At 67.7% G+C, this 24,600-nt stretch carries 26 protein-coding genes and 3 pseudogenes; 11 read left to right on the top strand and 18 right to left on the bottom strand.

Annotated features, from left to right (window positions below):
• The coding region (locus tag ACIBLC_RS34020; RefSeq protein ID WP_399215221.1) for an IS5 family transposase at positions 1 to 408 on the top strand (408 nt) is incomplete at its 5' end.
• A gap of 18 nt (positions 409 to 426) precedes the next feature.
• On the opposite strand, the gene ACIBLC_RS34015 is transcribed toward ACIBLC_RS34020, so the two are convergent.
• From ACIBLC_RS34015 to ACIBLC_RS34000, 4 genes are all read right to left on the bottom strand, one after another.
• Positions 427 to 780: a cupin domain-containing protein gene (locus ACIBLC_RS34015; RefSeq protein ID WP_399215220.1), complete on the bottom strand. Its 354-nt coding sequence runs from the start codon at positions 778 to 780 to the stop codon at positions 427 to 429.
• Between the two features lie 166 nt (positions 781 to 946).
• Positions 947 to 1,348 carry a PPOX class F420-dependent oxidoreductase gene (locus ACIBLC_RS34010; RefSeq protein WP_358633917.1) on the bottom strand — a complete coding sequence of 134 codons (402 nt, stop codon included), beginning with the start codon at positions 1,346 to 1,348 and terminating at the stop codon, positions 947 to 949.
• A 60-nt stretch (positions 1,349 to 1,408) separates the two neighbouring features.
• Entirely contained in the window at positions 1,409 to 2,566 is a 1,158-nt protein-coding gene (locus tag ACIBLC_RS34005) for an epoxide hydrolase family protein (RefSeq protein ID WP_399215219.1), read from the bottom strand.
• A gap of 76 nt (positions 2,567 to 2,642) precedes the next feature.
• Complete coding sequence (locus tag ACIBLC_RS34000; protein ID WP_399215218.1) at positions 2,643 to 3,218, bottom strand: PadR family transcriptional regulator; 576 nt, start codon at positions 3,216 to 3,218, stop codon at positions 2,643 to 2,645.
• A 242-nt stretch (positions 3,219 to 3,460) separates the two neighbouring features.
• On the opposite strand from ACIBLC_RS34000, the gene ACIBLC_RS33995 reads away from it, so the two are divergent.
• Complete coding sequence (locus ACIBLC_RS33995) at positions 3,461 to 4,216, top strand: transposase family protein (RefSeq protein WP_399215217.1); 756 nt, start codon at positions 3,461 to 3,463, stop codon at positions 4,214 to 4,216.
• Here the strand turns inward: ACIBLC_RS33995 and ACIBLC_RS33990 are convergent.
• Positions 4,208 to 4,456, bottom strand: a complete 249-nt coding sequence (locus ACIBLC_RS33990; RefSeq protein ID WP_399215228.1) for a helix-turn-helix domain-containing protein — start codon at positions 4,454 to 4,456, stop codon at positions 4,208 to 4,210. The genes ACIBLC_RS33995 and ACIBLC_RS33990 overlap by 9 nt on opposite strands.
• A 386-nt stretch (positions 4,457 to 4,842) precedes the next feature.
• Between ACIBLC_RS33990 and ACIBLC_RS33985 the strand changes: the two genes are divergently transcribed.
• The gene (locus ACIBLC_RS33985; RefSeq protein ID WP_399215216.1) at positions 4,843 to 6,270 is read left to right on the top strand and encodes an RICIN domain-containing protein; all 1,428 of its coding nucleotides are present in this window, start codon (positions 4,843 to 4,845) and stop codon (positions 6,268 to 6,270) included.
• Positions 6,271 to 6,332: 62 nt separating this feature from the next.
• On the opposite strand, the gene ACIBLC_RS33980 is transcribed toward ACIBLC_RS33985, so the two are convergent.
• Both ACIBLC_RS33980 and ACIBLC_RS33975 read right to left on the bottom strand, forming a co-directional pair.
• On the bottom strand, positions 6,333 to 6,644 hold the full coding sequence (locus ACIBLC_RS33980) for a DUF4913 domain-containing protein (protein WP_399215227.1): 312 nt from the start codon (positions 6,642 to 6,644) through the stop codon (positions 6,333 to 6,335).
• Between the two features lie 632 nt (positions 6,645 to 7,276).
• On the bottom strand, positions 7,277 to 8,821 hold the full coding sequence (locus ACIBLC_RS33975; protein ID WP_399215215.1) for a glycosyl hydrolase: 1,545 nt from the start codon (positions 8,819 to 8,821) through the stop codon (positions 7,277 to 7,279).
• Positions 8,822 to 9,070: 249 nt separating this feature from the next.
• Here ACIBLC_RS33975 and ACIBLC_RS33970 point away from each other — a divergent pair.
• Positions 9,071 to 9,719 (top strand): annotated as a pseudogene (locus ACIBLC_RS33970) (transposase).
• Here the strand turns inward: ACIBLC_RS33970 and ACIBLC_RS33965 are convergent.
• On the bottom strand, positions 9,691 to 10,026 hold the full coding sequence (locus ACIBLC_RS33965; protein WP_399215214.1) for an ankyrin repeat domain-containing protein: 336 nt from the start codon (positions 10,024 to 10,026) through the stop codon (positions 9,691 to 9,693). The pseudogene ACIBLC_RS33970 and the gene ACIBLC_RS33965 overlap by 29 nt on opposite strands.
• A gap of 457 nt (positions 10,027 to 10,483) precedes the next feature.
• Here ACIBLC_RS33965 and ACIBLC_RS33960 point away from each other — a divergent pair, with 457 nt between their 5' ends.
• Positions 10,484 to 11,041, top strand: coding sequence for a dihydrofolate reductase family protein (locus tag ACIBLC_RS33960; RefSeq protein WP_399215213.1), 558 nt, complete (start codon positions 10,484 to 10,486; stop codon positions 11,039 to 11,041).
• Between the two features lie 145 nt (positions 11,042 to 11,186).
• On the opposite strand, the gene ACIBLC_RS33955 is transcribed toward ACIBLC_RS33960, so the two are convergent.
• Both ACIBLC_RS33955 and ACIBLC_RS33950 read right to left on the bottom strand, forming a co-directional pair.
• Positions 11,187 to 12,512 carry an APC family permease gene (locus ACIBLC_RS33955; RefSeq protein ID WP_399215212.1) on the bottom strand — a complete coding sequence of 442 codons (1,326 nt, stop codon included), beginning with the start codon at positions 12,510 to 12,512 and terminating at the stop codon, positions 11,187 to 11,189.
• A 115-nt stretch (positions 12,513 to 12,627) separates the two neighbouring features.
• A pseudogene (locus tag ACIBLC_RS33950) lies at positions 12,628 to 13,188 on the bottom strand (transposase); the annotation flags it as partial.
• A 189-nt stretch (positions 13,189 to 13,377) separates the two neighbouring features.
• Between ACIBLC_RS33950 and ACIBLC_RS33945 the strand changes: the two are divergent.
• Positions 13,378 to 13,884 carry a hypothetical protein gene (locus ACIBLC_RS33945; RefSeq protein WP_399215211.1) on the top strand — a complete coding sequence of 169 codons (507 nt, stop codon included), beginning with the start codon at positions 13,378 to 13,380 and terminating at the stop codon, positions 13,882 to 13,884.
• Positions 13,881 to 14,651 carry a M48 family metalloprotease gene (locus ACIBLC_RS33940; RefSeq protein ID WP_399215210.1) on the top strand — a complete coding sequence of 257 codons (771 nt, stop codon included), beginning with the start codon at positions 13,881 to 13,883 and terminating at the stop codon, positions 14,649 to 14,651. Before ACIBLC_RS33945 ends, ACIBLC_RS33940 begins: the two co-directional genes overlap by 4 nt.
• On the opposite strand, the pseudogene ACIBLC_RS33935 reads toward ACIBLC_RS33940, so the two are convergent.
• The 3 genes and pseudogenes from ACIBLC_RS33935 to ACIBLC_RS33925 all read right to left on the bottom strand — a co-directional run.
• Positions 14,651 to 14,881: pseudogene (locus tag ACIBLC_RS33935) on the bottom strand (helix-turn-helix domain-containing protein); the annotation flags it as partial. The gene ACIBLC_RS33940 and the pseudogene ACIBLC_RS33935 sit on opposite strands and share 1 nt — an antisense overlap.
• 27 nt (positions 14,882 to 14,908) lie before the next feature.
• Positions 14,909 to 15,619, bottom strand: coding sequence for a hypothetical protein (locus ACIBLC_RS33930; protein WP_399215209.1), 711 nt, complete (start codon positions 15,617 to 15,619; stop codon positions 14,909 to 14,911).
• Between the two features lie 136 nt (positions 15,620 to 15,755).
• Positions 15,756 to 15,953: a hypothetical protein gene (locus ACIBLC_RS33925; protein ID WP_399215208.1), complete on the bottom strand. Its 198-nt coding sequence runs from the start codon at positions 15,951 to 15,953 to the stop codon at positions 15,756 to 15,758.
• 74 nt (positions 15,954 to 16,027) lie between these two features.
• Here ACIBLC_RS33925 and ACIBLC_RS33920 point away from each other — a divergent pair, with 74 nt between their 5' ends.
• Positions 16,028 to 16,903 (top strand): DUF3592 domain-containing protein, encoded by an 876-nt coding sequence (locus ACIBLC_RS33920; RefSeq protein ID WP_399215207.1) that lies wholly within the window; start codon positions 16,028 to 16,030, stop codon positions 16,901 to 16,903.
• Here the strand turns inward: ACIBLC_RS33920 and ACIBLC_RS33915 are convergent.
• The 4 genes from ACIBLC_RS33915 to ACIBLC_RS33900 are packed head-to-tail and all read right to left on the bottom strand — an operon-like array spanning position 16,896 to position 22,362.
• Positions 16,896 to 18,140 (bottom strand): CHAT domain-containing protein, encoded by a 1,245-nt coding sequence (locus ACIBLC_RS33915; protein ID WP_399215206.1) that lies wholly within the window; start codon positions 18,138 to 18,140, stop codon positions 16,896 to 16,898. The two genes, ACIBLC_RS33920 and ACIBLC_RS33915, sit on opposite strands and share 8 nt — an antisense overlap.
• Before the next feature lie 17 nt (positions 18,141 to 18,157).
• Positions 18,158 to 19,789, bottom strand: a complete 1,632-nt coding sequence (locus ACIBLC_RS33910) for a hypothetical protein (RefSeq protein WP_399215205.1) — start codon at positions 19,787 to 19,789, stop codon at positions 18,158 to 18,160.
• A 3-nt stretch (positions 19,790 to 19,792) separates the two neighbouring features.
• Entirely contained in the window at positions 19,793 to 21,001 is a 1,209-nt protein-coding gene (locus tag ACIBLC_RS33905) for a hypothetical protein (RefSeq protein ID WP_399215204.1), read from the bottom strand.
• Positions 21,001 to 22,362 (bottom strand): hypothetical protein, encoded by a 1,362-nt coding sequence (locus tag ACIBLC_RS33900; protein ID WP_399215202.1) that lies wholly within the window; start codon positions 22,360 to 22,362, stop codon positions 21,001 to 21,003. The genes ACIBLC_RS33905 and ACIBLC_RS33900 overlap by 1 nt, the downstream gene beginning before the upstream one ends.
• A 113-nt stretch (positions 22,363 to 22,475) precedes the next feature.
• Between ACIBLC_RS33900 and ACIBLC_RS33895 the strand changes: the two genes are divergently transcribed.
• The 3 genes from ACIBLC_RS33895 to ACIBLC_RS33885 are packed head-to-tail and all read left to right on the top strand — an operon-like array spanning position 22,476 to position 23,642.
• Complete coding sequence (locus ACIBLC_RS33895; RefSeq protein WP_399215201.1) at positions 22,476 to 22,901, top strand: hypothetical protein; 426 nt, start codon at positions 22,476 to 22,478, stop codon at positions 22,899 to 22,901.
• Positions 22,898 to 23,179, top strand: coding sequence for a hypothetical protein (locus ACIBLC_RS33890; protein ID WP_399215200.1), 282 nt, complete (start codon positions 22,898 to 22,900; stop codon positions 23,177 to 23,179). The genes ACIBLC_RS33895 and ACIBLC_RS33890 overlap by 4 nt, the downstream gene beginning before the upstream one ends.
• Position 23,180: 1 nt before the next feature.
• On the top strand, positions 23,181 to 23,642 hold the full coding sequence (locus ACIBLC_RS33885) for a hypothetical protein (protein ID WP_399215199.1): 462 nt from the start codon (positions 23,181 to 23,183) through the stop codon (positions 23,640 to 23,642).
• Between the two features lie 780 nt (positions 23,643 to 24,422).
• Here ACIBLC_RS33885 and ACIBLC_RS33880 read toward each other — a convergent pair.
• Positions 24,423 to 24,596 carry a hypothetical protein gene (locus ACIBLC_RS33880; RefSeq protein WP_399215198.1) on the bottom strand — a complete coding sequence of 58 codons (174 nt, stop codon included), beginning with the start codon at positions 24,594 to 24,596 and terminating at the stop codon, positions 24,423 to 24,425.
• Between the last annotated feature and the right edge of the window lie 4 nt (positions 24,597 to 24,600).

The raw sequence follows: 24,600 nt of genomic DNA, 5'->3' as shown, positions 1-24,600 counted from the left end.
ATCATCACCGACGGCCAGGGGATCCCGCTCGCGGTGTCTTTGACCGGCGGAAACCGCAACGATGTCACCCAACTGCTGCCCCTGTTGGACAAGATCCCGGCAGTGGCCGGAGTCGTCGGCCGGCCGCGCAGACGGCCCGACATGCTCTTCGCCGACCGCGGCTACGACCACGACAAGTACCGACGGCTCTTGCGGCAACGCGGCATCACGCCCGCGATCGCCGAGCGTGGCCAGCCGCACGGAACGGGACTGGGCACCTTCCGCTGGATCGTTGAGCGGACGATCTCCTGGCTGCACGGCTTCCGCCGCTTACGGATCCGCTGGGAACGACGTGACGACATGCACGAGGCCTTCCTCGGACTTGCCGTCTGTCTGATCACCCACCGGCACGTCCAGAGGCTTTGTTAGGGCCACTAAAAGGACGAGTCAGGCGCCCAGGCAGGGGCGTCCCAGGGGGCTGGGGGCCTGGAGGTACGCAATTGCCTCCATAGCGGCACGGCGCTCGTTCCCGGTGGGGGCATCGAGACCTGGGGGGGCGGGCTGGCCCTTGGTGATGATGTTCTGCTCGAATCCGGCCGGGGTGAGCATGTTGTAGACACGGCCGACTTCGGATTCGACGCGGAAGCCGTGGCGGACCTTGGGCGGCAGGTAGATGTAGCTGCCGGGTCCGGCCGGGATCTCCTCGTCTCCGACGGTGAACACGAAATCACCTTCGAGGATGAAGACGCCTCTTCCTCCTTGTCGTGGACGTGCGGTGGGGCGACGAGTCCTTGCGGACACAGTTCCTCGAACGTGCAGGACCGGCCGTCGGTCTGCCTGCCGTCGGCGAGCACTCTCCAGTACGTGCCGACGTTCCAGTAGGCCGGGGACTGGTCCGGCGCCCAGACATAGGGGCGGGCGGTGCCGGCGCTGTGGGGGAAGCTGGTCATGACGGTCCCCTTGGTCTTTAGTGCATGGGGGAATGGATGACGGAGTCGACGGTGATGGTCAGCAGGAGCCGGGTCTGGCCCGGGCCGCCGTACGAGGCGTAGGGGTGGCCTGTGTACTTCTGGGCGAGGTGTTCGATGCTCTCGGCGGCGCCGTCGGTCGTGGCGCTGGTGACGCGTCCCCGTACGGAGAAGTAGCGGGAGGTGTCATCCGGGTCGGCGATGCTGACGGCCACACGGGGGTCGCGTTGAACGTTTTTGGTTTTGCGGTAGCCCTCGACGGTGTTGATGAGGATGTGTTCACCATCGGTGTCGACCCAGGTCTGGGTGAGCTGAGGCGAGCCGTCCGGCATGGTGGTGGCGATGAAGCAGGGGCTGGGCCGGTTCAGCAGTTTGAGGAGTTCGCCGGGCAGGGGTGTCATGAAGTATCGCCCTTCCTGGGGGGAAGCTGTCGGTAGGAGGTGCCGATGCCGGCGGTGCGCTCAGCGCAAGGAACGGAAGGTGGTCCGGACTTCGTCAACGAAGAGTGCCGGTTGTTCCAGGGCCGCGAAGTGCCCGCCCATCTCAAGCTCGTTGAAGTGGACGACGTTGCTGTAGCGGCGTTCCACCCAGCGCTGGGACTTCCGGACGTGCTCCTCCGGGAACATGCTGAATCCGGTAGGCAGTGTGATCGGTGCGGCGGCGTTCGGCGCGGAGGGCCGTGCCGAACGTGCCATTTCCCAGTAGGTCCGCGCAGAGGACGTCCCGGTGTTGGGAAGCCAATAGAGCATGATGTCGTCGAGCAGCTCGTCCAGGGTGAAAGATGCTTCCGCGTCCCCCGGCGTGCCGCAGGTGTCCTGGAACATCGCGTAGATCCAGGCAGCCAGGCCGATGGGGGACTCCGCGAGGGAGTAGCCAATGGTCTGAGGGCGGGTTGCCTGCTCCTTGGCGTAGCCCGAGAGGTTCTCCGAGAAGTAGGCGGCGCTGTCGAGCATTGCCTGTTCGTGCTCGGTGGCGTCCCGGATCTCGTCGGGTGTTGGCGGGAACATGGCGAAGTTGAGGTGCAGCCCGACGCATCTGTCGGGGGCCTTGCGGCCGATCTCGTCGGTGACCGCGCATCCGAGGTCGCCGCCCTGGGCGCCCCATCGCCGGTAGCCGAGCCGGTCCATCAGCGTGATCCAGGCATCGGCGACCCGGGGGAATCCCCAGCCGGGTTCCGTAGGCCGGTCGGAGAACCCGAATCCCGGCAGCGACGGCACCACGAGTTGGAAGGCGTCCCGCGGGTCACCGCCGTGGGCCGCGGGATCGGTCAGTGGGCCGATGACCTTGTGGAAATCGAGGACGGAGCTGGGCCATCCGTGGGTCATGACCAGCGGGAGGGCGTCCGGCTCAGGCGAGCGCACATGGAGGAAGTGAATGCCCAGACCATCGATGATGGTGCGTGACTGGCCGAAGCGGTTGAGGGTCTTCTCGCACCGCCGCCAGTCGTAGGTGTTGAGCCAGTAGTCGTGCAGCGCGCGGAGCTTCGCCAGCTGGGGTCCCTGGCTGGTGTCCAGAACGGTCTCTGGATCGGGCCACCGGGTGTGGGAGAGCCGCTCACGCAGGTCGGTCAGCTGTTCCTCCGGCACGGACAGGGTGAAGGGTTCGATGAGTTCGGACATGGGGCGTGCTCCTTACCGGGCGATACCGTGCCGACTGCGACGCGGGTGGATTCAAGGGGGGGCGGAATCCGGTGATTCAGAGGGTGTCGGGCTGACGGGTCCGTTCATCGGTGACAATCTCGGGCACCGCGTCCAGGACCTCCTGGAGCCAGGCGATCTCGGCACGCAGCCTGTGCGCACTGTGACTGACCGCTAGTGCCTCGCTCACCGTCAGGTAGCCGCCGTCGATGGCGTTGGCGTTCAGCGCCTCGGTGTCCGAGAGCATGGAGGCGAGTTCATCCAGCCGGGATGCGATCACCGTGTGGAGCTCGTCCAGCTTCTCCGGGTCCAGGCGGGTGAGGGCCAGGTCGAACGGGTCCGGCTTCATCCAGATGTGGCGCAGACTCTCGGACTGGAGTTCCTTGAGACGCAGCCGCCCTTCACCGGTGATGCCGTACACCTGACGCTCGGGCAGATTGCCCTCCTTCTCGGTCCTGACCTCTTCGAGCAAGCCCTCAGCCAGCAGGCGCTTGATCGCCTGGTACAGGCTGCCCACGGACACGTCCGTCCACAGGTGCAGATGTTCCCGCTCGGCCTGGAGGCGCACCCTATGCCCGTGCATCTCGCCGTTCCTCGCGAACGTGTCGAGGATGAACAATTTGATCGATGACATACGACTACTCTTGCATGAGTACTCGTTCATAGGCAACCGGCCGATGTGCTGAACATCGGCTCCGGGAGCGACCGCGTCGAGGTCACGAACGGGATTCATCGCCGAGCTCACCGCCGTGACTGAACAGTGAGCGACTTCCAGCATCCCGATGCTGACCACAAGTTGGACGCCCCTGCGCAACGACAAAACTCCTGGTAGACGGGTTCTCGACCAAGATCACCCGTGCCTGCCAGGAGCTTCGCATGCTTGACTACTCATCCTCGATCGATCTGTCCAGCCGAACCCTGCAATTCCTTACCGGTCAACTGGCCGCGCGGCGGGCGAAGATCGGTACACGGTGGCGACGTCTGGCCGTCGGCCGCCAGGCTCTGCTCGCCCTCGCGCACCTGCGGTGCGGTGATACCTACGCCCAGCTCGCTGCCGGATGCGACATCGGGATCGCCACGGTCTACCGCTATATACGCGAAGCTGCCGAGGCCCTGGCCGCCCTCACGCCTTCACTCGCCGAGGCGATGCGGACGATCCGCGAGAAGGCGTTCGTGATCCTGGACGGCACTCTGCTGCCGATCGACCGGATCGCTGCGGACTCCCCGTACCACTCCGGGAAACACAAGCGCCACGGCATGAACATCCAGGTCCTCGCCGATCCGTTCGGACGCCTGCTCTGGGCCTCGCCCGCCCTGCCCGGATCGACCCACGACCTCACTGCTGCCCGACACCACGGAATCATCGACGCGCTCACCGAGGCGGGCCTGAAGTGCTGGGCGGACAAGGCGTATCAAGGCGCCGGTGGGCCTGTTCGAGTCCCATTCCGCGGTCGCCGTCTGAAGGAGTGGAAGCGCCGCCACAACACCAGTCACGCCAAGATCCGATGCGTCGGCGAACGAGCTATGGCCACGCTCAAGGGCTGGCGTCTTCTGCGGAAGCTCCGCTGCAGCACCAACCGGATCACCGACATGGTGAAGGCCGTCCTCGTCCTTCACCACGCGTCAACGTGAGGTTGGAAAACGCTCACTATCTCCCTCAGCGTGGGCTTGCGGGCAAGGGAGGCACTGCTTCGGCCGCCGGGTGCGGTCAAGTGCCCGTTCCTGCGCGGCAATCGCCCGCTGGACATCGCGTCCGTCGTTGCTGCTGACTTCACGACTGATCGTCGACACCGCACGCCCCAAAAGGCCGACGATGGCCCGGTAGTACTCTCCGGCACAAAGACAACGTGAGATCTCCTCCCGCTCACCGATGGTCGAGCTTCCGGCGCGCTTTGCGGAGTCCGGGAGCGAACCCTCCGTGGTGCTTGAGGACGGTGAACACCGACCCGGGCGGCTTACAGATCTGCCTGGATACGAGGCTGATCGGTTCCCCCGCCCTCCATCGCTGCCACAAGTCGGCCTTCATCTCGTCCGGCATCCCCGGCCGACCCGGTCTCGCCACGTAAACCGCCCTCAACCAGCACTGTTGCTCCGACCGGTTGCATCTGAGGTGAACTGTTTCGCTCCGGCGACCGTTGCGGTGTGAGCAGAACTGTTGTGGCCCGTGGTCCGTGAGCGTTGTTCGGCCTCCGAGGACTGGAGAGGACTGGATTGGGCCGCGCGAGGCCACGCGCCGACATCCTAAGGAAGGGATGCACATGAACAGGGGTGACGAAGCCGACGGGCCGCCGATCGCGAAGAGTGACCCTTCCACACCTGCTGTCTCGGCGGATGCCGACCTGGAGGGGGCTGAGGAGGCGCCCGAGCCGTCCGCGCCCTTCGCCGTGGTCATCTTCGGCGACGGTTCCGCCGCCATTGACGGCGAGCCGGTGCCGAGGGTGCCGGGCGAGCCCCTCGATGTCGCGATCCTCGACATGCTGCATGGATACGCACGCAGGCGGAACGCCCCCGTGACGGGAGCCATCACCGACCCATCCGCGTACTACGTGGCGGTCGTCGAGGTCGCTCCGGACGGGGCCAGCAAATTGCTGGAGCAGATTGATGGGGACACGGATTCAGCGGAGCTGGTCGCTGAACCTGTCGAAGTTGTTGAACCTGTTGTACATGTTCAATACTCCGAGTCGGTGGCGGCGTTCGGTGACAGCAGTCCGCTAAACGAGACTGCATTCCCGGATACAGGTCGCGAAGCGGACGCGGAATCACAGGGTGCGGGGCCACGAACCACGCCTTCCGATCTTCGGCCGGCACTTGGCAAGGAATCCGCCAGGAAGAGGACGCAGCCTCAGTCGGACGATGAGTACGAGCGACCTGGGTTGTTGCATCGTCCCTTGGTCGTTGGAGGCGTAGCCGCTGGTGTGGCAGTATTCGTCATCGCTTCGTTGGTGGCGCTGGGCACTGGATCGAGTGGCACCGAAGAGCAGAACCAGGCAGCGGAATCGGGTAATGAGAAGAGCGGGTCTCCGATGATTCTCGAGCTACCGAGCGAGTCGACTTCTGCCATATCGTCGCCCTCTGTCTCGGCGTCGCCTTCTGTCTCCCCGTCGAAGCCGAAGCCGAAGCCGAAGCCGAAAAGGTCGCCATCGGCTTCCGTCACGACAAAGAGTGTGCCTCCGAAGCCGAAAGAGACCAAAAAGACCCCAGGCGACCCTAAAATGCCCACCGGCCCAGTGGTGTTCAAGAACGAGAAGTGGAGCTTCTGCGTCGATCTATTCGGCCAGGGTGGGGGAAAGTCGGGAACCAGGATCTGGGATGACCACAGCTGTACCACGTCCCCCCGTGACAACCAGTTGTGGAAACTGGAACCGGTCAGGGGAAACAGCACCGACGGTTCCAGCCTGTACCTGATCCGCAACGTCAAGGACGGTCTCTGCATGGACCTGCCGGGCGAGGGTGGCGTCGAGGTCTCGACGCAGATAGTCGAGCGCGAATGCAAAGCCACCGAAAGGGACAACCAGCTCTGGTGGCTGGATAAGCGCTCCAACGGCGCGTACTGGATTCGCAACCAAAAGAGTGGTGACATGTGTATGGACGTGTCACGAACGAGCGCGAAGCCCTCCAACGCCAGACTCACCGTCTCCGCGTGCGGTGACAGCGCAGCCGTCCAGTGGCGGATCGTGAAAGGCTGAACCTAGGCGGTCGAGAGTGGATGCGCGGCAGATGCGTATCCACTCTCAGTTTTGCCCTGACGCTACCGTTGGGCGGGCGGGGGAGACGGGCCGAACGGGTCGAGAGCGTCGACCGGTGGCTTCTCCCTCGACCGGTGGCTACCGGGTTTGCAGTCGGCGAAGGGTCCCATCGGATTCCGCAATAACTGCATGACCGGACTCAGATAGTCCCGGTGCCAGTTGGCGGTTCCGTTCATGGGAGAGCCCGGACCGGTCAGGTCCGCCCACGCGAGCCACAAGCCGTGAAGCTGGGCGATCGCTTCCTGGTGTTCCCGCCAACGGGAACACCAAGGGGCAGCAGAGGTGACCTCCCGGCCGGAGACCGGTAGCAACACATGGGTGGGTGGATCCACAGTGTCAACTGGCGCAGATTCCGAGAGTACTCAGGCCCTTCCCTGTAGAGGATGAACTGAGGTCCTGGAGGAGTTGCTTCCTCGGTGAAGGGCGCGGAGGCTTCGGAAGGCGAGGTGCCTCTTGCTCGATTTCCGGGGGTGTCGATCGTCACGGGGTCCTTCCGGCGTGCGGTGTGGACTGAGGAGCGCCGCGATGGGGCATGTTGCCTGTCGCGGCAACGGGACGGTTGAGGTGGTTGGGTTGCGGAGGTGGAGACATGCTCGGCACCACAACCCACAGGAGGCGTACGAGACTCACCGGGTCGCACATAGCCGACGGGCCGAGCCGACGGTCGGACCGGGATGCGGTGCGGGGAAGGCAGACAGCACTGGCGACGGGAGACGGGTGTACCGAACCATCGGTCGCTACCAGTAGATCGGCCTGCGCCACCTCGACGATGACGCGGGATGGGGGCGCTGGTGGGTATGGGCGGGTTACCTGCGTACCCGAGCGACCTGCCGGACGGACTTGGCGTGACCCATGGTGAATCACGGCAAGTCCGTTCCTGGCACAAGCGGCAGTCAGGGGTTGTGAACTCCCGGGCAGCTTGTCTCGTGGGCCAGGAGCTGACGCCTCATCCCGCGCTGCGGTAGGTGTTACCGCTCGCGTTCGGACTGGTGCCGTTGTAGAGACCGGTCGGGCTCGTCTGGGTGGAGAGGGCGAACCACGCGTAGCGGTCCACATAGTCCAACTTGTTCAGTGTCTGCGTCGATGTCTTGATGAAAGTGGCCTGTTCCTGTTCGCTCGGATAGCGAGGAGCGCCCTTGGTGAAGTCGATGAGGGCGTACTCCGTGAGCCAGACCGGCTTCTTGTAGCGCTCATGGATGCGCTCCAGGTAGGCGGCCAGTTGGTAGGTGGCTCTGTAGCTGAAGTCGGATCCGTACCAGTGCACGGGAATGAAGTCGACGCGCAGGCCGCGGGCCGAGGCTCCCTTCATGAAGCGGTCCAGCCAGCCGCCGGCCTTGTCGGCGTCGGTAGCGACTGCCGGGGCTCCCAGGTTCAGGCCGGTCTTCTGCAGCTGGGGCCACAGATCCAGGGCCTGCTCGGGAGTCATGTTGGCCTGGGTGGACGAGTCAGGCTCATTGAAGGCCAGGAGGTTCTTCCCTTCCTTGGCTGCATTGCCCAACTCGGTGCTCGTGACCGAGCCGGGACCCCAGATCGTCGGGACGTACTCGACACCCGCCGGCCTGCGGACCTTGCCGCTGGAGGAGGCCCAGTTGTGGTACCACTTCGCGCCGGAGTTGACCAGCGCCTGGGTGGCGCCGTCGGTGGAGTTGAGTCCTACACCTTTGCCACGTGAACCTGTGGAGACGGGCTTGGACGTGGACTTGGGCTTTTGCCCGGTGGTGGGCTGCAGAGGTGACTTCTTCTTGGGAGCGGCGGACCCGTAGAACGAGACGGTGAACCCAGTGCACTCGCTGCACTGGCGGACGACCTGGTTGCCGGCCTCGGCGTCGTGCTTGGACCACGCGTAGGCAGAGGGACACTTCTTGGTGAGTGCCTCACTGTAGGCGGTTTTAGCGTCCCGGTTCGGGTTGGTGCATACCAGCGGCCTGCCTGTCACCTTACTCATCGTCAAGTTCTCAGGCGGGCAGACGGACAGCAGATCGGTAGGGCAGCCCACCGAGGCGCATTTCCCGCCGTCTTTCGGTGGCGCCACTCCGTTGGGGGTGATGGTGATGGACGTCGTGACGGCGTTCACGTAGCTGACGTTGTACCAGGGAGCCGCCGCGTCGGCCGGGTCGAAGTTGAACTCGGCGAGGCTGGCCGGCTGTTCCCCGGTCGAGCAACGGTCGGCGTACGGTCCGCAGTCAGCCACGGTGCAGTGGAACGTGCTGCCCGACTTTCCGGTGCAGCCCTGGCGGGCGAAGAACTTGCCGCGCCAGTGCCCAGCGCCGGAACGCTCGGGGATGGTGATGGTGGCGGACTTGCCCGGATAGAGCATGGGCAGTCCGGTGAGCGGGGGCGAGCCGTCGGCGTTGACTGCGGCGCCGACCCAGATGCGGTAGGCCGAATTGTTTCGCAGAGTGACGGTATGTTCGGCATCATCGGCTGCTACCGCTCCGGAAACACGGTCTGAGCGCTTGCCGGAGGTGTCCCGGGACGCCACCGAGGTCACCGCTGACACAGCGACGACCAGCAGGAGAGCAAACAGAAATGGTCGAAATGATCGATATGATGCGAGTGATCTCACACGCATAGAACGCGCCTTTCGAGTCGGGCATTCGACTACGCACGCACGACGTAAAGGCACGGCGGACGGTTCACCCTGTGAGCCGTTATTGATCAAAGCTCACCTGGAGCTCGAACCGGTCGCCGCCGGGGCATCGTTCGCGGCGGTCTTCGACCACACCTCCTCGGTGATCAGATTCGGTGGGATCGGTTCCAGCGTGTGGTGCAGGAGGCGTGTCGCGGTCGCAGGGCGGCGGTCGCCGCCGACATGGGGACGAGGCAGTGCTGGCCGCGATCGTGTTCGTGGCCACGTCAGGATGCCGGTGGCAGCAGCTGCCTTGCGCGTCGCTCGGGCCGTCGGGAGCGACGGCCCACCTGTGCATCCACGAGTAGACGAAGGCCAGGGTGTGGGGCAAGCTCTACCGCCTGGTTCTCGATGAGCTCGGTTCGCGCGACGAGCTGGTCTGCCCCTGTCCGTCGGAATCTCGGGGGCGAACCTGCATCACAGCCAGGTTCTGATCCCGCTGGTGAAGGGCATATCACCGATCCGATCTCGCCGGGGATCCCGGCGACGCAGACCGGGCAAGCTCCGCGGCGACAAGGCCTACGACTGCTCCCACCTGCGGTGATGGTTACGCGAGCGCGGCACTACGCAAGGCATCGACCGTAAGGGCGTCGAGTCCTCGCGGCGACTCGGCCGGCACCGCTGGACCATCGAACGCACCAAGTCCTGGCTCGCTGGCTGCCGTCGTCTGCACCGACGCTACGAACGAAAAGCCGAGCACTTTCCGGCATTCACGGCTATCGCCTGCATGCTCATCTGTCAGCGCAGTCGTGCCTGCTGACGTGCTGACGCAGCAACTCTGTCGCCAGGGTGTGGTCGTAATGCTCGGCTATGTGCAAGGGCGTGTGGCCAGCGGGATCCGCGAGCTGCGGGTCGGCGCCGAAGGCCAGCATGATGGCTGTGGTGTGCACGGTCAGCGGGTGCCCGCTCTGCAAGGTGCTGTCTCCCTCGACGTCAATGGCATGCGTCAAGAGCGTTGAGTTGCCCTGTACCTCGTTGGGATCAGTACCGGCGGCCATCAGACGCGCCAATGTCTCGGCGTCCTCGTGCTCCACCGCAAAATGGGCCTGCGTCCAGTAGTCGCTCACAAGGCCATTCAACCCGCCCCACCCATGTCCTCCAACGGGCCTTCTGGGTGCGTTTCATAGCCTGCCGGAGTCGAAGCGGTACGCGGATGACGAGCGCGAGTACGCCGTCGTCGTCCTGGAGCGTGACAACACCGTCCCCGATAAGTTGTTCGCTGGTGCGGAGGTGCACGTGATCACTCCGCTCTGGACGACCGAAGCCGATGTTCCGTCATCGCAACCCGCCACGGGGTGCTGGCAGAGCCTGCTGGTGAAGGACGATGCTGCCCCGGGTTCCGCACCGCCCGGCGACCCTGGCGGCGTGTGCATCTGCGCGGCCAACCCGCCGACCAACTGCGCTGCGTCCTGATCTGACGGTTGACGGAACCGGCCGGCCACCCGATCGATGAGTTCCGGGCCGTGCGGAGGTCACAACCTGCGGGACGCAGACAGGTGGCGCGCTTGTACCCGAAGGAGACGTATGGCAACGCTCATCTACTCGATGATCACCTCGCTCGACGGCTACGCCGAGGCGGCGGAGGGCGGCCTCGGCACCGGGGCCGACGACCAGGAGGTGCATACCTTCGTCAACGACCTTTTCCGGCCCGTCGGAACGTACCTCTACGGTCGGCGTATGTACGAGACGATGGTCTATTGGGAGACCGCGCACACCGAGCCTGATCAGCCGCCGCACATCTTGCAGTACGCCCGCGACTGGCAGGCAGCGGAGAAGGTCGTGTACTCCACGACGCTTGAGTCGGTGTCCAGCGCGAAAACCAGGATCGAGCGGACCTTCGACCCGGACGCAGTGCGCAAACTCAAGACCGAAGCTGATCACGACCTCACCGTCGACGGCCCGAATCTCGCGGCTCAGGCGATTGCGGCCGGCCTGGTTGACGAGTACTGCCTTTTCATCACCACGAGCGTGGTCGGCGGTGGGAAGCGGTTCTTCCCCGACGGCGTGCGCCTCGATCTCGAGCTGGTCGAGGAGCGTGCCTTCGGCAGCGGACTGATCTACGCGCGCTACCGGACCCGCTGAGCCGCATCGGTGTGTCTCACCTGTCGACAGACGAGCGGGGGCAGGTGGGACCGAGTCGCAGGCGCGGATCGGGGCGCCATCGCATTATGCGTGTCCTGTGAGTCGACGCGCCGCCACATCGCGATGGCCGACGGGGAGCCGTGATTCAGCGGTTACGTCGCATTCGTGCTGCGGCGGCCGCGCCCAGTGCAGCGCCGACTGCCAGGACGATGAGCCCTCTGGTCCAGACGTCCTGTTCGATCTGCGTCGCGAGGAGGACGCAGGAGGCGGCGCCAAGGATCGGGACGGCGGTCGGCGCCCGTAAGTGGTCATGCGAGACGGTGTCGCGGCGCAGGACGAGGAGCGAGGTGTTGACGAGGAAGAACACCAAGAGGAGAAGCAGGACCAGGGTGGAGGCGAGGGTGTCCACGTCGCCGGTCATCGCGAGGAGAAGTGAGAGAGCCGTCGTCACGGTGATCGCCGCCCAGGGGGTGCGCCGACCGGGCAGCACCTTGGTCAGAAAGCGGGGCAGAAGACCGTCCTGCGCCATGCCGTAGGCCAGGCGTGAGGACATGATGCCGGTGAGCAGGGCGCCGTTCGCGACGGCCACCAGAGCGATCGCGCTGAATAGTTCTGTGGGGACCCCGCCGGCCGCCCGGACGACTTCGAGCAGCGGTCCGCTCGATTCGGCCAGCTTTCCGGTCGGCACGGTTGCCGCTGCGGCGGCACCGACCAATGCGTACACCGCGCCCGCGGTGATCAGGGCGCCGAAGAGCGCCCTGGGGTATGAACGGCGAGGGTCCTGGGTCTCCTCGGCCACGTTGACGGATGTCTCGAAGCCGACGAAGGAGTAGTAGGCGAGGACCGCGCCGCTGAGCAGAGCTGCCGCGGGGCCCTTGCTCGCTGTGCCCAGGTCTGTCAGCCTTCCCAGGTCTCCGTCCCCGCGCAGTACGATCCAGCCGCCCAGCCCGATCACGAGAAGCAGTCCGCCGACCTCGATGACCGTGGCGACCACGTTGGCCCGCGTCGACTCGCTGATGCCGCGTGCGTTCAGCAGCGCCAGCGCGGCCAGGAACACGATCAGCACGAGCGCGATGGGGAGGGTGACGAACTCGGCCAGGTAGTCACCGCCGAACCCCCGGGCCAGGGCGGCCACCGACACGATGCCCGCGGCCAGCATGCAGAATCCGGTCAGGAACCCGGCGAACGGTCCGAATGCCAATGTCGCGTAGTGGGACGAACCACCCGCGCGCGGATACTTGGTGACCAGCTCGGCGTACGAAGCGGCGGTGAGCAGGGCCAGGCACAGGGCCGCGACCAGCGGGGCCCACACCGCACCGCCGGAGTCGGCCGCGACCTGCCCGACCAGGACGTACACGCCTGCCCCCAGGACGTCTCCGAGGATGAAGAAGTAGAGCAGCGGCGTGGTCAGCGTCTTTTTGAGCGACGTGGAGGGCGGGGACACTTCTGGCTGGTCAGGGGGAGTTTTCATTTGGTCCCGTATACCCGCGCCGGTGTCGGACAAGCTGCGGGTCCCTCGGATGCTCACGACTCTTGCCTGCCCGAGATACGTCGGTTGAGCGACGGGTTCTGTGGTCGCAGGTATGGAGTGGGATCTGACCGGTTGGGGCGAGCATGGGCATCCAGGTGAGGAGGTCGAGTGCGAGGGAGACCATCTCGAGCCAGATCCGGTTCTGGGCAGTGTTGTGCAGGGGCAGGTTGCGCAGACCCGCGTCGCGAGCGTTTCGGATGCGGTCCTGGCAGCGGGCCCGGCGTCGGTGAAGAAGTTCGAGGTCTGCGAACTGGCCGCTTTTGGTGTGGGTCGCGAAGCAGGTGAGCCTCAGTCCGCCGAGGTCGGTGAAGCGCAACTGGGCGCCGGGGTGCGGCCGTTCCGTGCGGACGATCAGCCGCATGCCCTTCGGCCACGTGCTCGGATCGGGCATGTCGGTGATCTCCGCGACCCAGGCGCCGGGCCGCTCGGTGCCGCTGGCGTCGTAAGCGGGCGTCCACGCCTCCTTCCGTGTCTTCAGGACGGCCTGGTGGATGGCGTCGGTGATGGTCATTCCGACGGCATACGACAGCCACCGGCCGGACATGGAGAGCCAGTCCAGGAAAGTATGGGTGCCGTCGGCGGAGTCGGTGCGGATCAGCGTCTGCCGTCCCCGCCTCAGGGTTGTGGAGGGTGAGCGCGCTCCCGTGCTTCATGTCCGATGCGCTTCTCTGCGCTTTCCTCGCACGGATGATGGTCGCAAGGTGCCTGATGATGCGCGCCTTCACTGCGGCCCCGCCGTGTGATCAGAGCGGCCGTATCGTCACGCTGCGGCTCGGGGAGGGCTCGCGGAGGAGGGGAAATCGTGATGCCCGATATCGCCCGGGAGACGACACAGCCGTGCCCGGGATGCGACACGGAGATCCGTGGTGACAGCCGGTTCGCCCTCTGGTGCGCCGCCTGCGACTGGAACGTGGACCCCCAGGAGCCGCGGCCGGTTACGGGGCGGCTGGATCGCGTTGAGCGTGCCCTGGCCCGAAGGCATGGCGAGCAGTTGCTCGCCGAAATGCTGAGTGGGCGGGAACTGCGCCCGCGGCGTGACGCCTCGGCGATGGCGGCCACCGCGTTTGCGCTGACCGTGCACGGTGTCACCCTCGCTCTTGCCGTCGGCGGTAACTGGTGCACGGTGGCGGGCTGGGGTGGCGTCGGCATGCTGGCGGGTTCGGTGCTTCTGGTGGTGGCCTGGGCGCTCGCCCCGAGGGTTCGCCGTCTGCCCGACGATCGGGCCGGTGCTGTTCCGGGCCGACGTGCCCGAACTCTTCGCCCTGGTGGACTAGGTGGCGCGGGCGGTCGGCACCCGGAGCGTGCCACGTGATCGCCGTGAACGGGAGCATCAACGCCGGCGTCACGACGTACGGTGTGCGCGGCCGGCGGCTGCCGGTGCTGGGCATGTCGCTGTGGGAGGTCCTCACGCCCGGGGAGCGGATCGCGCTGCTCGGCCACGAACTGGCCCACTACGCCGACGGCGACACGCGCAACGGCGTGGTGGTGGGCACGGCGGTACGGACACTGTCCTGCTGGCACCACACCCTCCAGCCGCTTCCGCATCCCTCCGCGATGGAGATGGCCGTCAATGTCCTCTACGTTGTGCCACGCCTGCTGGTCCGGGGCATGCTGGTGACGCTGGTCCGGTTAACGTCGCGGGCCGGGATGCTGGCCGAGTACCTCGCCGCCCGCACCGCTTCCACAGAAGCCGCGGTGGGCCTCATGGACCGGCTGGTCATCACCGGGTCGCTCGGCGTCCTGCAGCGCAGCGAGGCCAACCGTGCGGCCCTCGCCGGGGCGGGGTCCGTCCGGGAGGCCACGGCCCGGGCCGACGAGTTGTGGGGGTTGCGCACCGCGTTCGCGGCATTCGTCCCGCAGCACGAGTACGAACGGCAGCGGCTCGCCAGAACCCGCAACGGGCACCAGGTCGACGGCACCCACCCGCCGACCCACCTGCGGCGCGCTTGCCCCCTCGCGGGGGAGCCCGCGGCAGCAGCGGTCGTGCCTGCCGCAGGACCGAGCGGATCGACACAGAACTCGCCGCGGCCTGCACCGAGGTGGCCGGGCGCCTGCTGCGCCACGGCCTCGGGGACTTGATACAGCGAACCGAAGCCGTCGGCGTAGCAGTTGTGGATCACGTCTCGGACCCGGTCTGCGCTGGTGAAGGTGACCTCGGCAATCTCTGTCACGCCCATGCCCTGTGCGGACAGCAGCACCATCTGGGCCCGCCGCCAGGTCACTACTGAGCCGGTGCCACGGCGGACGGTTCGCAGCAGCCGCATGCCCTCGTCGTCATCGATTTCGCGAACCCTTGCACGCTCTGGCATCCGCATAGGATCTCGCTCAATGCGCGGTCACATCGGAGCCCCAGGCGGCGCGTAGTGATTCAGGTAATCCTGCAGCCGCGGCTCGAGCAGTGGCAGTTCACCGTCGTTGACCGCATGCCATAGACGGTTCTCGATCCAGAACCGATGGGCAAACTCCTCGAACGACGGAGCACACCACAGGATCGCGGCCTTCTGCTCCTCCGCATCCTCGCGATCGGTCTGTGTCTCTTCCCCGTCGCGCCGCGCCTCGTACTCAAACTCGTAGTCGAGGTCGGAGTACACCACGAACGCATCACTCATCGGGCGGAGGTAGAGGTACCAGATGACGCAGTCCTGCTGATCCCGGAAGAACCGAACCAGGAAGGCACCGGGCTCGACCGGACTGGGCAGCGGGTCCGAAAGATTCGTCCAGCACCCAGTTACCGAGACCTCGTCCAGCGAGCCGTACAGATTCTCGGTGGTCTGGAACGTGACGAAATCCCGCGGCAATGTGAGGCCCCTGGCGGCCAGGCCCCTTGCCAGGCCGCTGAGCTTCATGACCTGCCGCGGGATGGGCTCGCCGGCGTCCCCGAGCCACCGAAAGGAACCCGTGAACTGGCTGGAGTCCAGCGGCGGCAAGCTCTCGAGGGAGTAGTGCTCGTAGGTGTATCGGCAGGCACGGTACTCGCCGAGGTCGGTGGCGCACCACGCGACGTCGAAGTCGCCCGAAGACAGGTCGGATCCTGACTGTTCACTCATCGGAACCCTTGAATGATCACTGCGAGCGGAGTTGTCGGCGCCAGCATCGCATTGGCCACCGACAATTCCTGCCGAGGAGCGGGCGTGGACAGGTCCTCAGCCTCGGTCGAGAGGGCAAACGGTGCCTGATACGGCACTAGCACGTCGACCCGACGTTCCACTGCATTGCGACGCCTTCCAGCGTTTGGTCGATCGGGACCGGCACGATCGCGATCTGCTGGTGGAACTCCGTGAAGTTCGGCCCGGGCGCGCCCTTGTTCGGGTACGCCTTGATCCGCTGCCGGAAGTCGAACTCGGCGAGGCGGACCTGCGCATCGTTCGCATCGACGAACACCAGCGTCCCCGACCCGACCCGACCCGAACCGAACCTGGGATCGGTAGGAGCCCCGGTAGCGAGAGGCTCGCCGCATGGACCTGCAGAAGATGCTCGGGCTGTGGTGGACGGTGCCCGCGGGGCTGGCGTTGGTGGGTTATGCGTGTTCGCTGGCCGGGCTGACCCGGCCGCAGCGGGCGGTGTGGGTGACGGCTCGGGTCGTGGAGGTGGATCCGCCGGGACACGGTGAGCCAGGGGAGGACGGGATACCGGTGACGATCGTGTACCAGGACCCCGGCACCGGGCGGGAGTTCAGGCTGCGGCACGAGAACAAGCGTGGCGACCGGGTGCAAGTGGCCTGGGTGGGGCAGGAGTTTCCGGTCCGGTTTCCGCGGCGGCGGCCGGAGCGGTTCTCTCTCATGCTGGACAGCGAGGGGCGGACCTCCGGGGTCGGCGGGCCGAACTGCATGGTGATCCTGCTGGTGTTGGGACTGGTCGTCCAGTCGTTCTTCGCGTGGGGCTGGCAGTGGGGGCTGATCTGCGTCGGCGGCCTGCTGCTCCTCGTCGTCGCGCTGAGCCGGGACGGCCAGTACGCCCGCGCCCGCGCCGCTCAACTGGCCGAGGGCGTCACCGTCCAAGGGCGCGTGGTCGCCGTCACCAGGGACGTCTACTCCGACGCCGAAGGCGGCGAGAGCGTCAGCCACGCTTCGGTCGTCACCTTCACCACCCACGAGGGCGTCGAGGTCACCGCGCTGTGCGCGCAGGGCATCCGGAACATCGCCAAGTCCCTCGGCCGTGACATCCCCCTCCGATACGCGCCCGCCGACCCGTCCCTCCTGACCGCCGACCCCGACCACGAACGCCGTGAGCGCACGTCCAACATCAGGTTCATCGCCACCCTGCTGGTCACCGGGGTCGCCGCGATCGGGATGGGCGGTTACTGCCTCCACCACCCCTGGCCCTTCACCTGACGATGCAGGTCAGGGCCGCCCAGAGGAGGGGCGAGTGCTCGATCCGGCCGTCGGCGCGCCACTGGTCGAGCTGCTGTAGCTGCCAGGCACCGAGATGCCGGACCGGGTCGTGGTCCTCGTGGGCCGCGTCCACGGCGACAACGGCCTCTGTGAGTGGCCGTACGGACTGCGGCAGACCGGCCAGGCGGTGGAAGGCGAAGCTGGTGGGGAGTACCCAGCGGGTGGCGGTGACCAGTTGGGCGCCGTTGTGGATCATCGCCGTCGCCAGGCCGAAGGACTCGGCGAAGCGGAGATCGCCGCCGCTCTCGCAGGCGATCAGCGCGACGCGGGGCGGTGCGGGCCAGAGTTGAGCGCCCGGCACGCCGTCCGCGCGCAGCGAAAGCGTGCCCAGGAGAAGGTCCTTGGCGGACAACGGGCGGTGGGTGCGCACCGGTTCGGTCATCCCCGTGGTCTCCGGGCCGCAGCACAGGTGGAGGGTGACGTCCTCGCTCTGCCCGCCCTCGACGGGGGCGCCGCTGACGTGACCGACGTACAACAGGCGTCTGGCACCCTTGCGCAACATCTCGCCCAGCCAGTCGCGGTCGAGGTCGGTGCGGCGGAAGGCCTCGGAGGGGGTGGCTACGGACGGTACGACGTTGCCCGCGTCGAGCCTCCGCTGTACGAGGGAGCGCAGCGCCGGGTCCGAGCCAGGCTGCCCCAGGACCGAGCCGAGCGGGGAGTCGGCGCGGAAGCCGGGGACGCGGGGGTCCAGGACGAGAACCACGGCGTCCGAGTCCCGGGTTCGATCGGTCGGGGTGGTGTGTTCCCGTCGTAGTGATGCCGGTGCCGTGGTGGCGATGTCCACGAGGTCGATCAGCCGTACGTCGCTGTCGTCACCGTCCACGGCGAGCAGCTCCCACGGGACCTGGGCGACCCGGGGCGACGGCTGGAGCCGCATCAGCGGACGGCCCAGGTGGGCAGACACCTGGCGGATCTGGTCGGTCAGGCCCGGCGGCCACAGCACCTCGGCCAGCATGCGGGAGAGGCGGCGCTCTTCCTCGTACGTGGCCAGCGCGCCGGACTCGAACGTGCGCCGCATGCCTTCCGTGCCGCCGCCCGGCAGTTCGGCGGCCAGCGCGCGGACGGCCGCGTCCACGTCCGGCCCCGGGGTGTACCCGGTACCGAAGCCCTGGGCCCCACGGGCCCACGTCCAGGTCATGTGCAGGTCGCCGGCGTCGGCGAGGCGGACCTGGACCACCGGACGGTTCGGGTCGGTCAGATGGTCGGCGGACAGAACGGCACCTCTTCCTCGCTCACGATCCGCCGGTGATAGCGGAACTCGGCTGCCTGGACGTACTCCTGGAGCGCGGTACGTCCGCCCGTCTCCGCCGACATCACGATTTTCGGTGGCGGTGCGACCCGCAGGCCGACGGAGGCGGCGGTCTCGGCCGCGATGCCGCCCAGCGTCAGGGGAGCGCCGTCATCGGGGGCGTACGACTTCATGGCGGCGTCCGGGAAGACCGCCGCCTTGTCAGCGGTGGACGTACGGCTCAGCGCCAGGGAGGCGCCCGCGCACCGGTGTTCCACCAGCTCGAAGATCAGCCCTTGGTCGTTGCTGCGGAGGGCCAGGCGGAAGACCAACTGCATCGCTTCGTCGGCCAGTTGGAGCCACTGACTACGGGCGTGGGCGGTGGCGAAGTCGTAGCGGGCCGCTTCCAGCGTCAGGGCGGCGGGCAGGGCGAGGGAGAGCGCGTCGGCGAGCGAGGTGCGTTCGTGGACGCCGTGGTCGGTCTGGTTCAGGTTGTCCTCAAGGGTTCGCGCGAGCATCAGGTCCACCTGGGCGCACCGCTCGTACACCCCGCGCTCCTGGTACACGTCCCGCGCGCCCTGGGCGAGCCGCTTCATCTCGTCGATGTCGCCCCGCTCGTACGCGTGCCGGGCGCCCATCAGCATGGTGTCGGCGGCGGCGATCGCGGCACCGACCTGCTGGAAGCGGGCCAGGCTGGACGCCGTCAGAGCGGCAGCGCCGGCCGCGTCCCCGCGGTGTGCGGCGATGGCGGCGCGGGCTTGTTCGCAGACCGCCAAGTCCTCGGCCTGGCCCTGCCGTTCGAAGATCTCGGCGGCCGTGGCGTACAACTCCTCCGCGCGGTCGAGGTTACCGGCCCGCAGCGCGGCGTACGCCCGGTGGGAGAGCACCTGTTGACGCCCCGCGTGGTGGCCCAGTGTCAGGTAGGCCTCCTCCGCGCGGGCGAAGTAGTCCTCCGCCTGCTCGAAGCGGACTGTCGAGGCGCAGACGACCCCCAGACAGTCCAGCAGATACGGCTCGGCCAATGGCGCGTCGGTCAGCAGTGCGGAGGCCAGTTCCTCGGCCGCGCCCCACGCGCTGCGGTCCATCAGCAGATGCACCCGGCTCAGGCCGATCTCGGCGGTGCGCAGCCCTGCGGGGTCGTCGAACTCCGGCATCAGGGCCGTCGCCTCGTCCATCGCCTCCTGCGCCTCGTCGAACCGCCCGGTCCTGCGCAGCAGTTCGACCCTGGCCAGCAGTGTCTTCAACAGGATCTCCAGCCACAGCCGGCGGCCGCCCGGCCCCATCGGCACGGATGCGATGCCTCGCACCAGGTCGAGGGACCGCCCGATGGACAGAGCCGCCCCGGGCAGATCCGTGGCCGCAAGCTGAACCGTCCCGATGTCGGACAACAGGTGCCCGCGCAGGAGTTGTACGTCGGGGGAATCCTCGAACGACGCGGCTACGGCGAGGAGGTCGCCGTAGACGGCCAGTGCTGCCGGGAGATCCGGCGCGAGTTGGTGGCGTTCGGCGAGCGCGAAGCCGCTGTCGAAGGGCTCGCCGTAGCTGAGCCCCGCCACCGGCTCTTCCTGTTCCGCTGCGTCTTCCGAGTCTTCCGGCATGGGCTAGAAGTCCTCCTCCATGGCAGCGGCAGCCGCGATCTCGGCGAGGAACGGGTCCGGGTGTGCGGCCACGCTGTTGTGCGGTGCCGCCGCGACGCTGAGCCGGTGCCGGGCCAGGGCTCGTACTGCCTCACGTGCCGCACGGTCATCGGAACCCGGTCCCGGGTCGAACCCCGGCAGCAGGATGCCGACTTCGACGCTCGGTGTCGTCGAGGCCGGGATGTCCAGGTCCGCCCGGCCGGTCCACACGTCGTCCCGCCTGGCCAGCGGAACGCGGCTCGGCGGGCTGCCGTCCACGTGGACCTCCGCCGCGAGGTGCACCCCGCCCACGGGGGCCGCGATGTCGGCGACGACCTCGACCTCGATCCGCCGCCCGGCGCCGAGCGCGTACGCCGTCCAGGACACGGCCTCCTCGGCCGCGTCGACGAAGCCGGGAGGATAGCGGCACCAGTCGTTGGTCCCCGAGCCTCGGGCGATCACGCGGCCGTTCGCGGTGCGGAGATCACCTGCCGCGAGGGCGAACTCCTGCTGCCGTACACGGAGTTCGGCGAGATCGAACGGCATGGCGGTCGGCCTGTGGTCCCGTTCCAGGGCTGACCGGAGGCGCCGTAGCGCCTCCCCGTCCAGCCCGGCCTTGTCGGCCGCGTCATCGATGAGCCGTAGGGCACGGTCCAGTTGGCGCGGCGGGGTCGCCGACTGCCGCCAACGGATCAGTGGGTCGAGCGCGGCCAGGTGCTCCTCCAGCAGTTCGAGTCCCTCCAACTCCCCTGATGCGTCGAGGAGTTGTTGGCATTCGTGGCTCAGTGCGGCCATCTCCAGCCCCAGCAGGTTCGGTTCGAGCGCGGGAATCCCATCCAGGTGCGACGTCGGCCACCAGCGGGCCGCCCAGTGCCCGAGGGCGAGGCGGGCGGCAGCCTCGGCGAGGGGGGTCGGCTGCTCGGGCAGCGTCAGCCCGGCGGCCGGCGCTCCCGACGCGACGGTGTCGACCGCGGCGGCCGTACGCTCGCCGTAGACCGCCCACAGCCACTGCTGGGCCTGCCCCACGTCGTGGATCTCCGCTGCCGGCAGACCTGTTGGGTCGGGGGCGGGCCAGGCCAGGACGGCGCCCGCGACTTCGAGAACGGCCCGGGTGAAGGTGGGACCGGCGGAGGGTCCCGCGATGCGTACGGTGCAGTCCTCGGTTCGCGTGATGGCACAGTGCCGTTCAGGCATCACGCGCTCCTCGGCTCGGCGGCGGGCTCGGCGGCCACCGACAGGGTGCGCAGTGCCGTACGGACGCGTGCGCGGTGGTCCATCATCACCGAGCGGGCGACCCCGTCGAGCACGCCCCAGGCCGATACCGCGTCGGGCAGTGCCGCGTCGCGGACGTCGCGCCCGTACAGCCGCACCCAAAGGCGCCGCATGTAAGCGGCCCATGGGGTGCGCAGGTCCTGGGCGAGGGCGTTCAGGACACCGCCGTCCGGGTCGGGGCTGGGGGAGACGGTCATCCTGCGGGCTCGGAGGACCGAAGCCTCCCGCTGCCAGCGGCTGTTGACGATGCGGTGCGCCGCCGTCGACCCCGCCACGGAGGTCCCGGCGCCCAGCGGATCGAGGCCCACCGCGAGTCGGCCGCCGAGCACGACGGTCACGCGGAGACTCTCGTCGTTGAGGCCGAGCGGGGCGCAGCTGCGGTCGACCTCCCGCCGGACGAGCTCCGGCACGGTCGGCAGTTGCTCGCGGTGGGCCGACGCCTGGAGCACGGTGAAGAGCCGCTCGAAGAGCGTGCGGTCGAACGGCGCGGGGAGTGTGGCGGTCGAGGCGCTCCGGCCGACCTCGGGGCGCGGGGGCACGCGGTGCGCGGTCAGTCCGAGGTGCGGGGGTACGTCGGCGCGGTCCCAGACGTTGGCCGGGTGCGCCGCCCACAGGGCTCGCCCGAGCAGGCTGCCGTGCCTGGCCCGGACCATGGCGGCGAAGGCTGGCGAATCAGCCCCCGCCGCACCGCAAGCCTCGAGAACCTCGGCCGCCAGGCCCGTGTCGGCGGCGCCCGGTACCGCTTCGTGTCCGTCCCACGCCGCTGTCAGTTCGGCGTCGAGCCGGGCACGCCGGGCGGCGTTCGCCAGATACTCCTTCAGCGCCTCCACGGTCCGTCCACCAAAAGCATCGACGACGTCTTCGAGTACCACCCTCGCCACCGCGTCCGCGCCGGGCCCCGGCGCCCCGCGCTCGGTCGCCAGCTCGAAACACCGTTGGAAATACAGGTCCTGGGGGTTGCCCGCCACGATCCCCAGCGACCGACGGGTCTTCTTCAGCAGCGTGAACCACCGTGCCGTCGCGTCCAGAACCGCACCGGACTCCTGTATCAGCGCCTCGAGTTGCTCCGCCTCCCGCGCGTCGAGGAAGTCGGCGGCGAGCTCCGGACGCAACGCGGGCCGGACGATCAGCGGCAGCACGATCAGCTTGACCGTCCGGGTCAGCGGCGCGCCACCGGGCCCGCTCAGCGCCTGCGGACCCGGCCCGAGGCCTCGCCAAGCCTTGTCGATGACCATGGCACGCGGACAGCGCTCGCCGGTCGACGGCTGGCTCGGGGACGGCATGGGCAGAGCGTACGTCCTGGGGGAACTGGCGGTCGAACCTGGGATCGGTAGGCGCTGCCCGCCTCCTAACGTCCACACCACCAGGCAGAACGGACCGGAAGGGCAGGCACAGCATGGGAATCTTCGGCAAGGGCAAGAGCCGCGAGGAGAAGGCCGCCAAGATCGCAGAGCAAGTGGCCGACGGCAAGGGTTTCTACGGCCGTATGACGCGCGCGACGCTCGGCCGCGAGGACTACGCCAAGCTCCAGCAGTCGATCGGCGCCTACAACTCCGGTGCCACCGTGCAGCAGTTGCTCGCCACGGGCGTACCGACCATCCCCGCCGTCGTCGTGACGATCAGCGACACCGGCAAACTGGTCAACTACGACCCCGTTGTCGACCTGGTCCTCCAGCTGACCGAAGTCACCGCCGACCCGATCACGCTCCAGACCCTCGTTTCGAAACTGCGCATCCCTCGCGCCGGTGATCAGGTACTACTGATCGCGGACCCCGCCAACCCCGGCGGCTACCTCTACGCGGGAGACGGAGTGACGCCGTGACGACACCGCCGTACGAAGTTCTGGCGAACGACACCACCCTGCTCACCTTCGACGGCTGGGTACTGGAGTTGTTCGGTTTCGTCGACGCCCACCGCCTGCACATCTGGCAGGAACCCCGGCTGGAGTTCGGCACCGGCCGCAAGCCCAGGATCGAGATCATCATCGGGCAGCCGGGAGTGCCCCGCCACTCCTTGCCCTACGACCCGGAGCGTCTCGACGCCCTGCGCGCCTTCGCGGCGCAGCTGGCGCGGGGCGTGGCCGAGAGACGGCGACTCTGACGTGACCGACGGGGAGAACGGTCCCACGCCGACACAGGTGTCGAAGGTCGGTTCCTGGGCGGCCGCCTGGACGTACCTCTTTCTCGTGGCGCTCGGGCTGTTGGGACCGTTCCTGATGGTCCTGGGCGTCTTCACCGGTCGGGGCCTGATGATCACCGGCATGGTGTGCACGGTGGTCGTCGTTCCTCTGGGCTTCGCGGTGGGGCTCACCGTCGCCGCCGAACGGAGGCACAACCGGCGGCTCGACGCCTTCGGGGTTCCGGCGACCGCGGAGATCACCGAGCTGACCGAATGGGACACCGGGGACGACGGCGGTGCCGTGGTCGTCCTACGGGTCAGCGGGCTGGGCTTCCGGACGTTCGAGGCCACCTGGAAGCGCTCGCAGCATCCCGCCCTGCGTGTGGGGCTCCGCCTCGACGCCGTGGTCGACCCGTCCGGGAACCTGTTCCGTGTCGTGCTGTGACCAAGCCGACGAAGACCACAAGGTGTCCCAACTCCTGCGGGAGGCGGCCTACTCGGATCTGCCACGTGTGGACCGCTCCCTCTCACACCCGACCCATTCCCCGAGTCAGGCGGGAGCGGCAGCTGCTCGCCCCCTGGGTGAATCTCGGCACGAGGGCGGCCCTTCCGGATGGAAGGCCGACACCGAGTGTCTTCCATTGACGTTGCTGTGGCCTCGGATCGCAAGGAAGACCGGGACTTCTCACCACACCGTGTACAGGGCGCGCGTCTTCGGGCCGCTGGCTGCTTGCTCGCCCGGCACACCAGGGCAGGACCCCGGCTGGCCGTGCGCGGAAGGGTGGGGACTGATCTCCGATTCGATCAGGTCCTGCATGATTCGCTCGGCGAAGCTGCGGACGCGTTCGGATCCCTCGGCCGAACGCGGTGGCCGCGCTCTGCCTGATCGCCAGCACTACTGCCGGCACAGCGTCGGCAGCCCCTCAAGCCGACCCTATCCAGACCTTCCGCAACCGGGCCAATGACGGGTGTCTCGACTACAACAGAGCGGACGGAGTACGGAGTTACCGATCCGTCACGGAGGCAGGGCCCGCCACCGTGACCTGATCTTCTTCAGGGGGCCGCGGATCAGGCCGGCGAGCCAGTTCAGGGTGGCACTCGACAGCGGTAGGCGGGCAGTGCAGACAAGGCCGTCAGGGCCCTCGACGGGATGGTTGTTTTTCTTCACACCAAAGTCAACTGCCGCCGGGGGCCCGCCAGTTACGCCCCGTCGGCACTCGCCTCCCTACGCCTGGGAGCGAGCGGCGAACCTGCCGTCAGGACGCTTGTGCAGCCAGCCGCGGTCGGCGAGCTTGGTCATCTTCGCCCGCAACGGTTCCAGCTTCCCGCGCACCGTCACCTCAAGGCCCAGCTCCTCGCCGACGGCCCTGACCTGCGCCGGGCCGTCGGCAGCCCGCACGATC

It is taken from the genome of Streptomyces sp. NPDC050535, assembly GCF_044457665.1.
In the GTDB taxonomy this organism is placed as follows: Bacteria; Actinomycetota; Actinomycetes; order Streptomycetales; family Streptomycetaceae; genus Streptomyces.
Note: the sequence above shows the minus strand (reverse complement) of the source record. Positions and strands in the feature narration are given on the sequence as shown.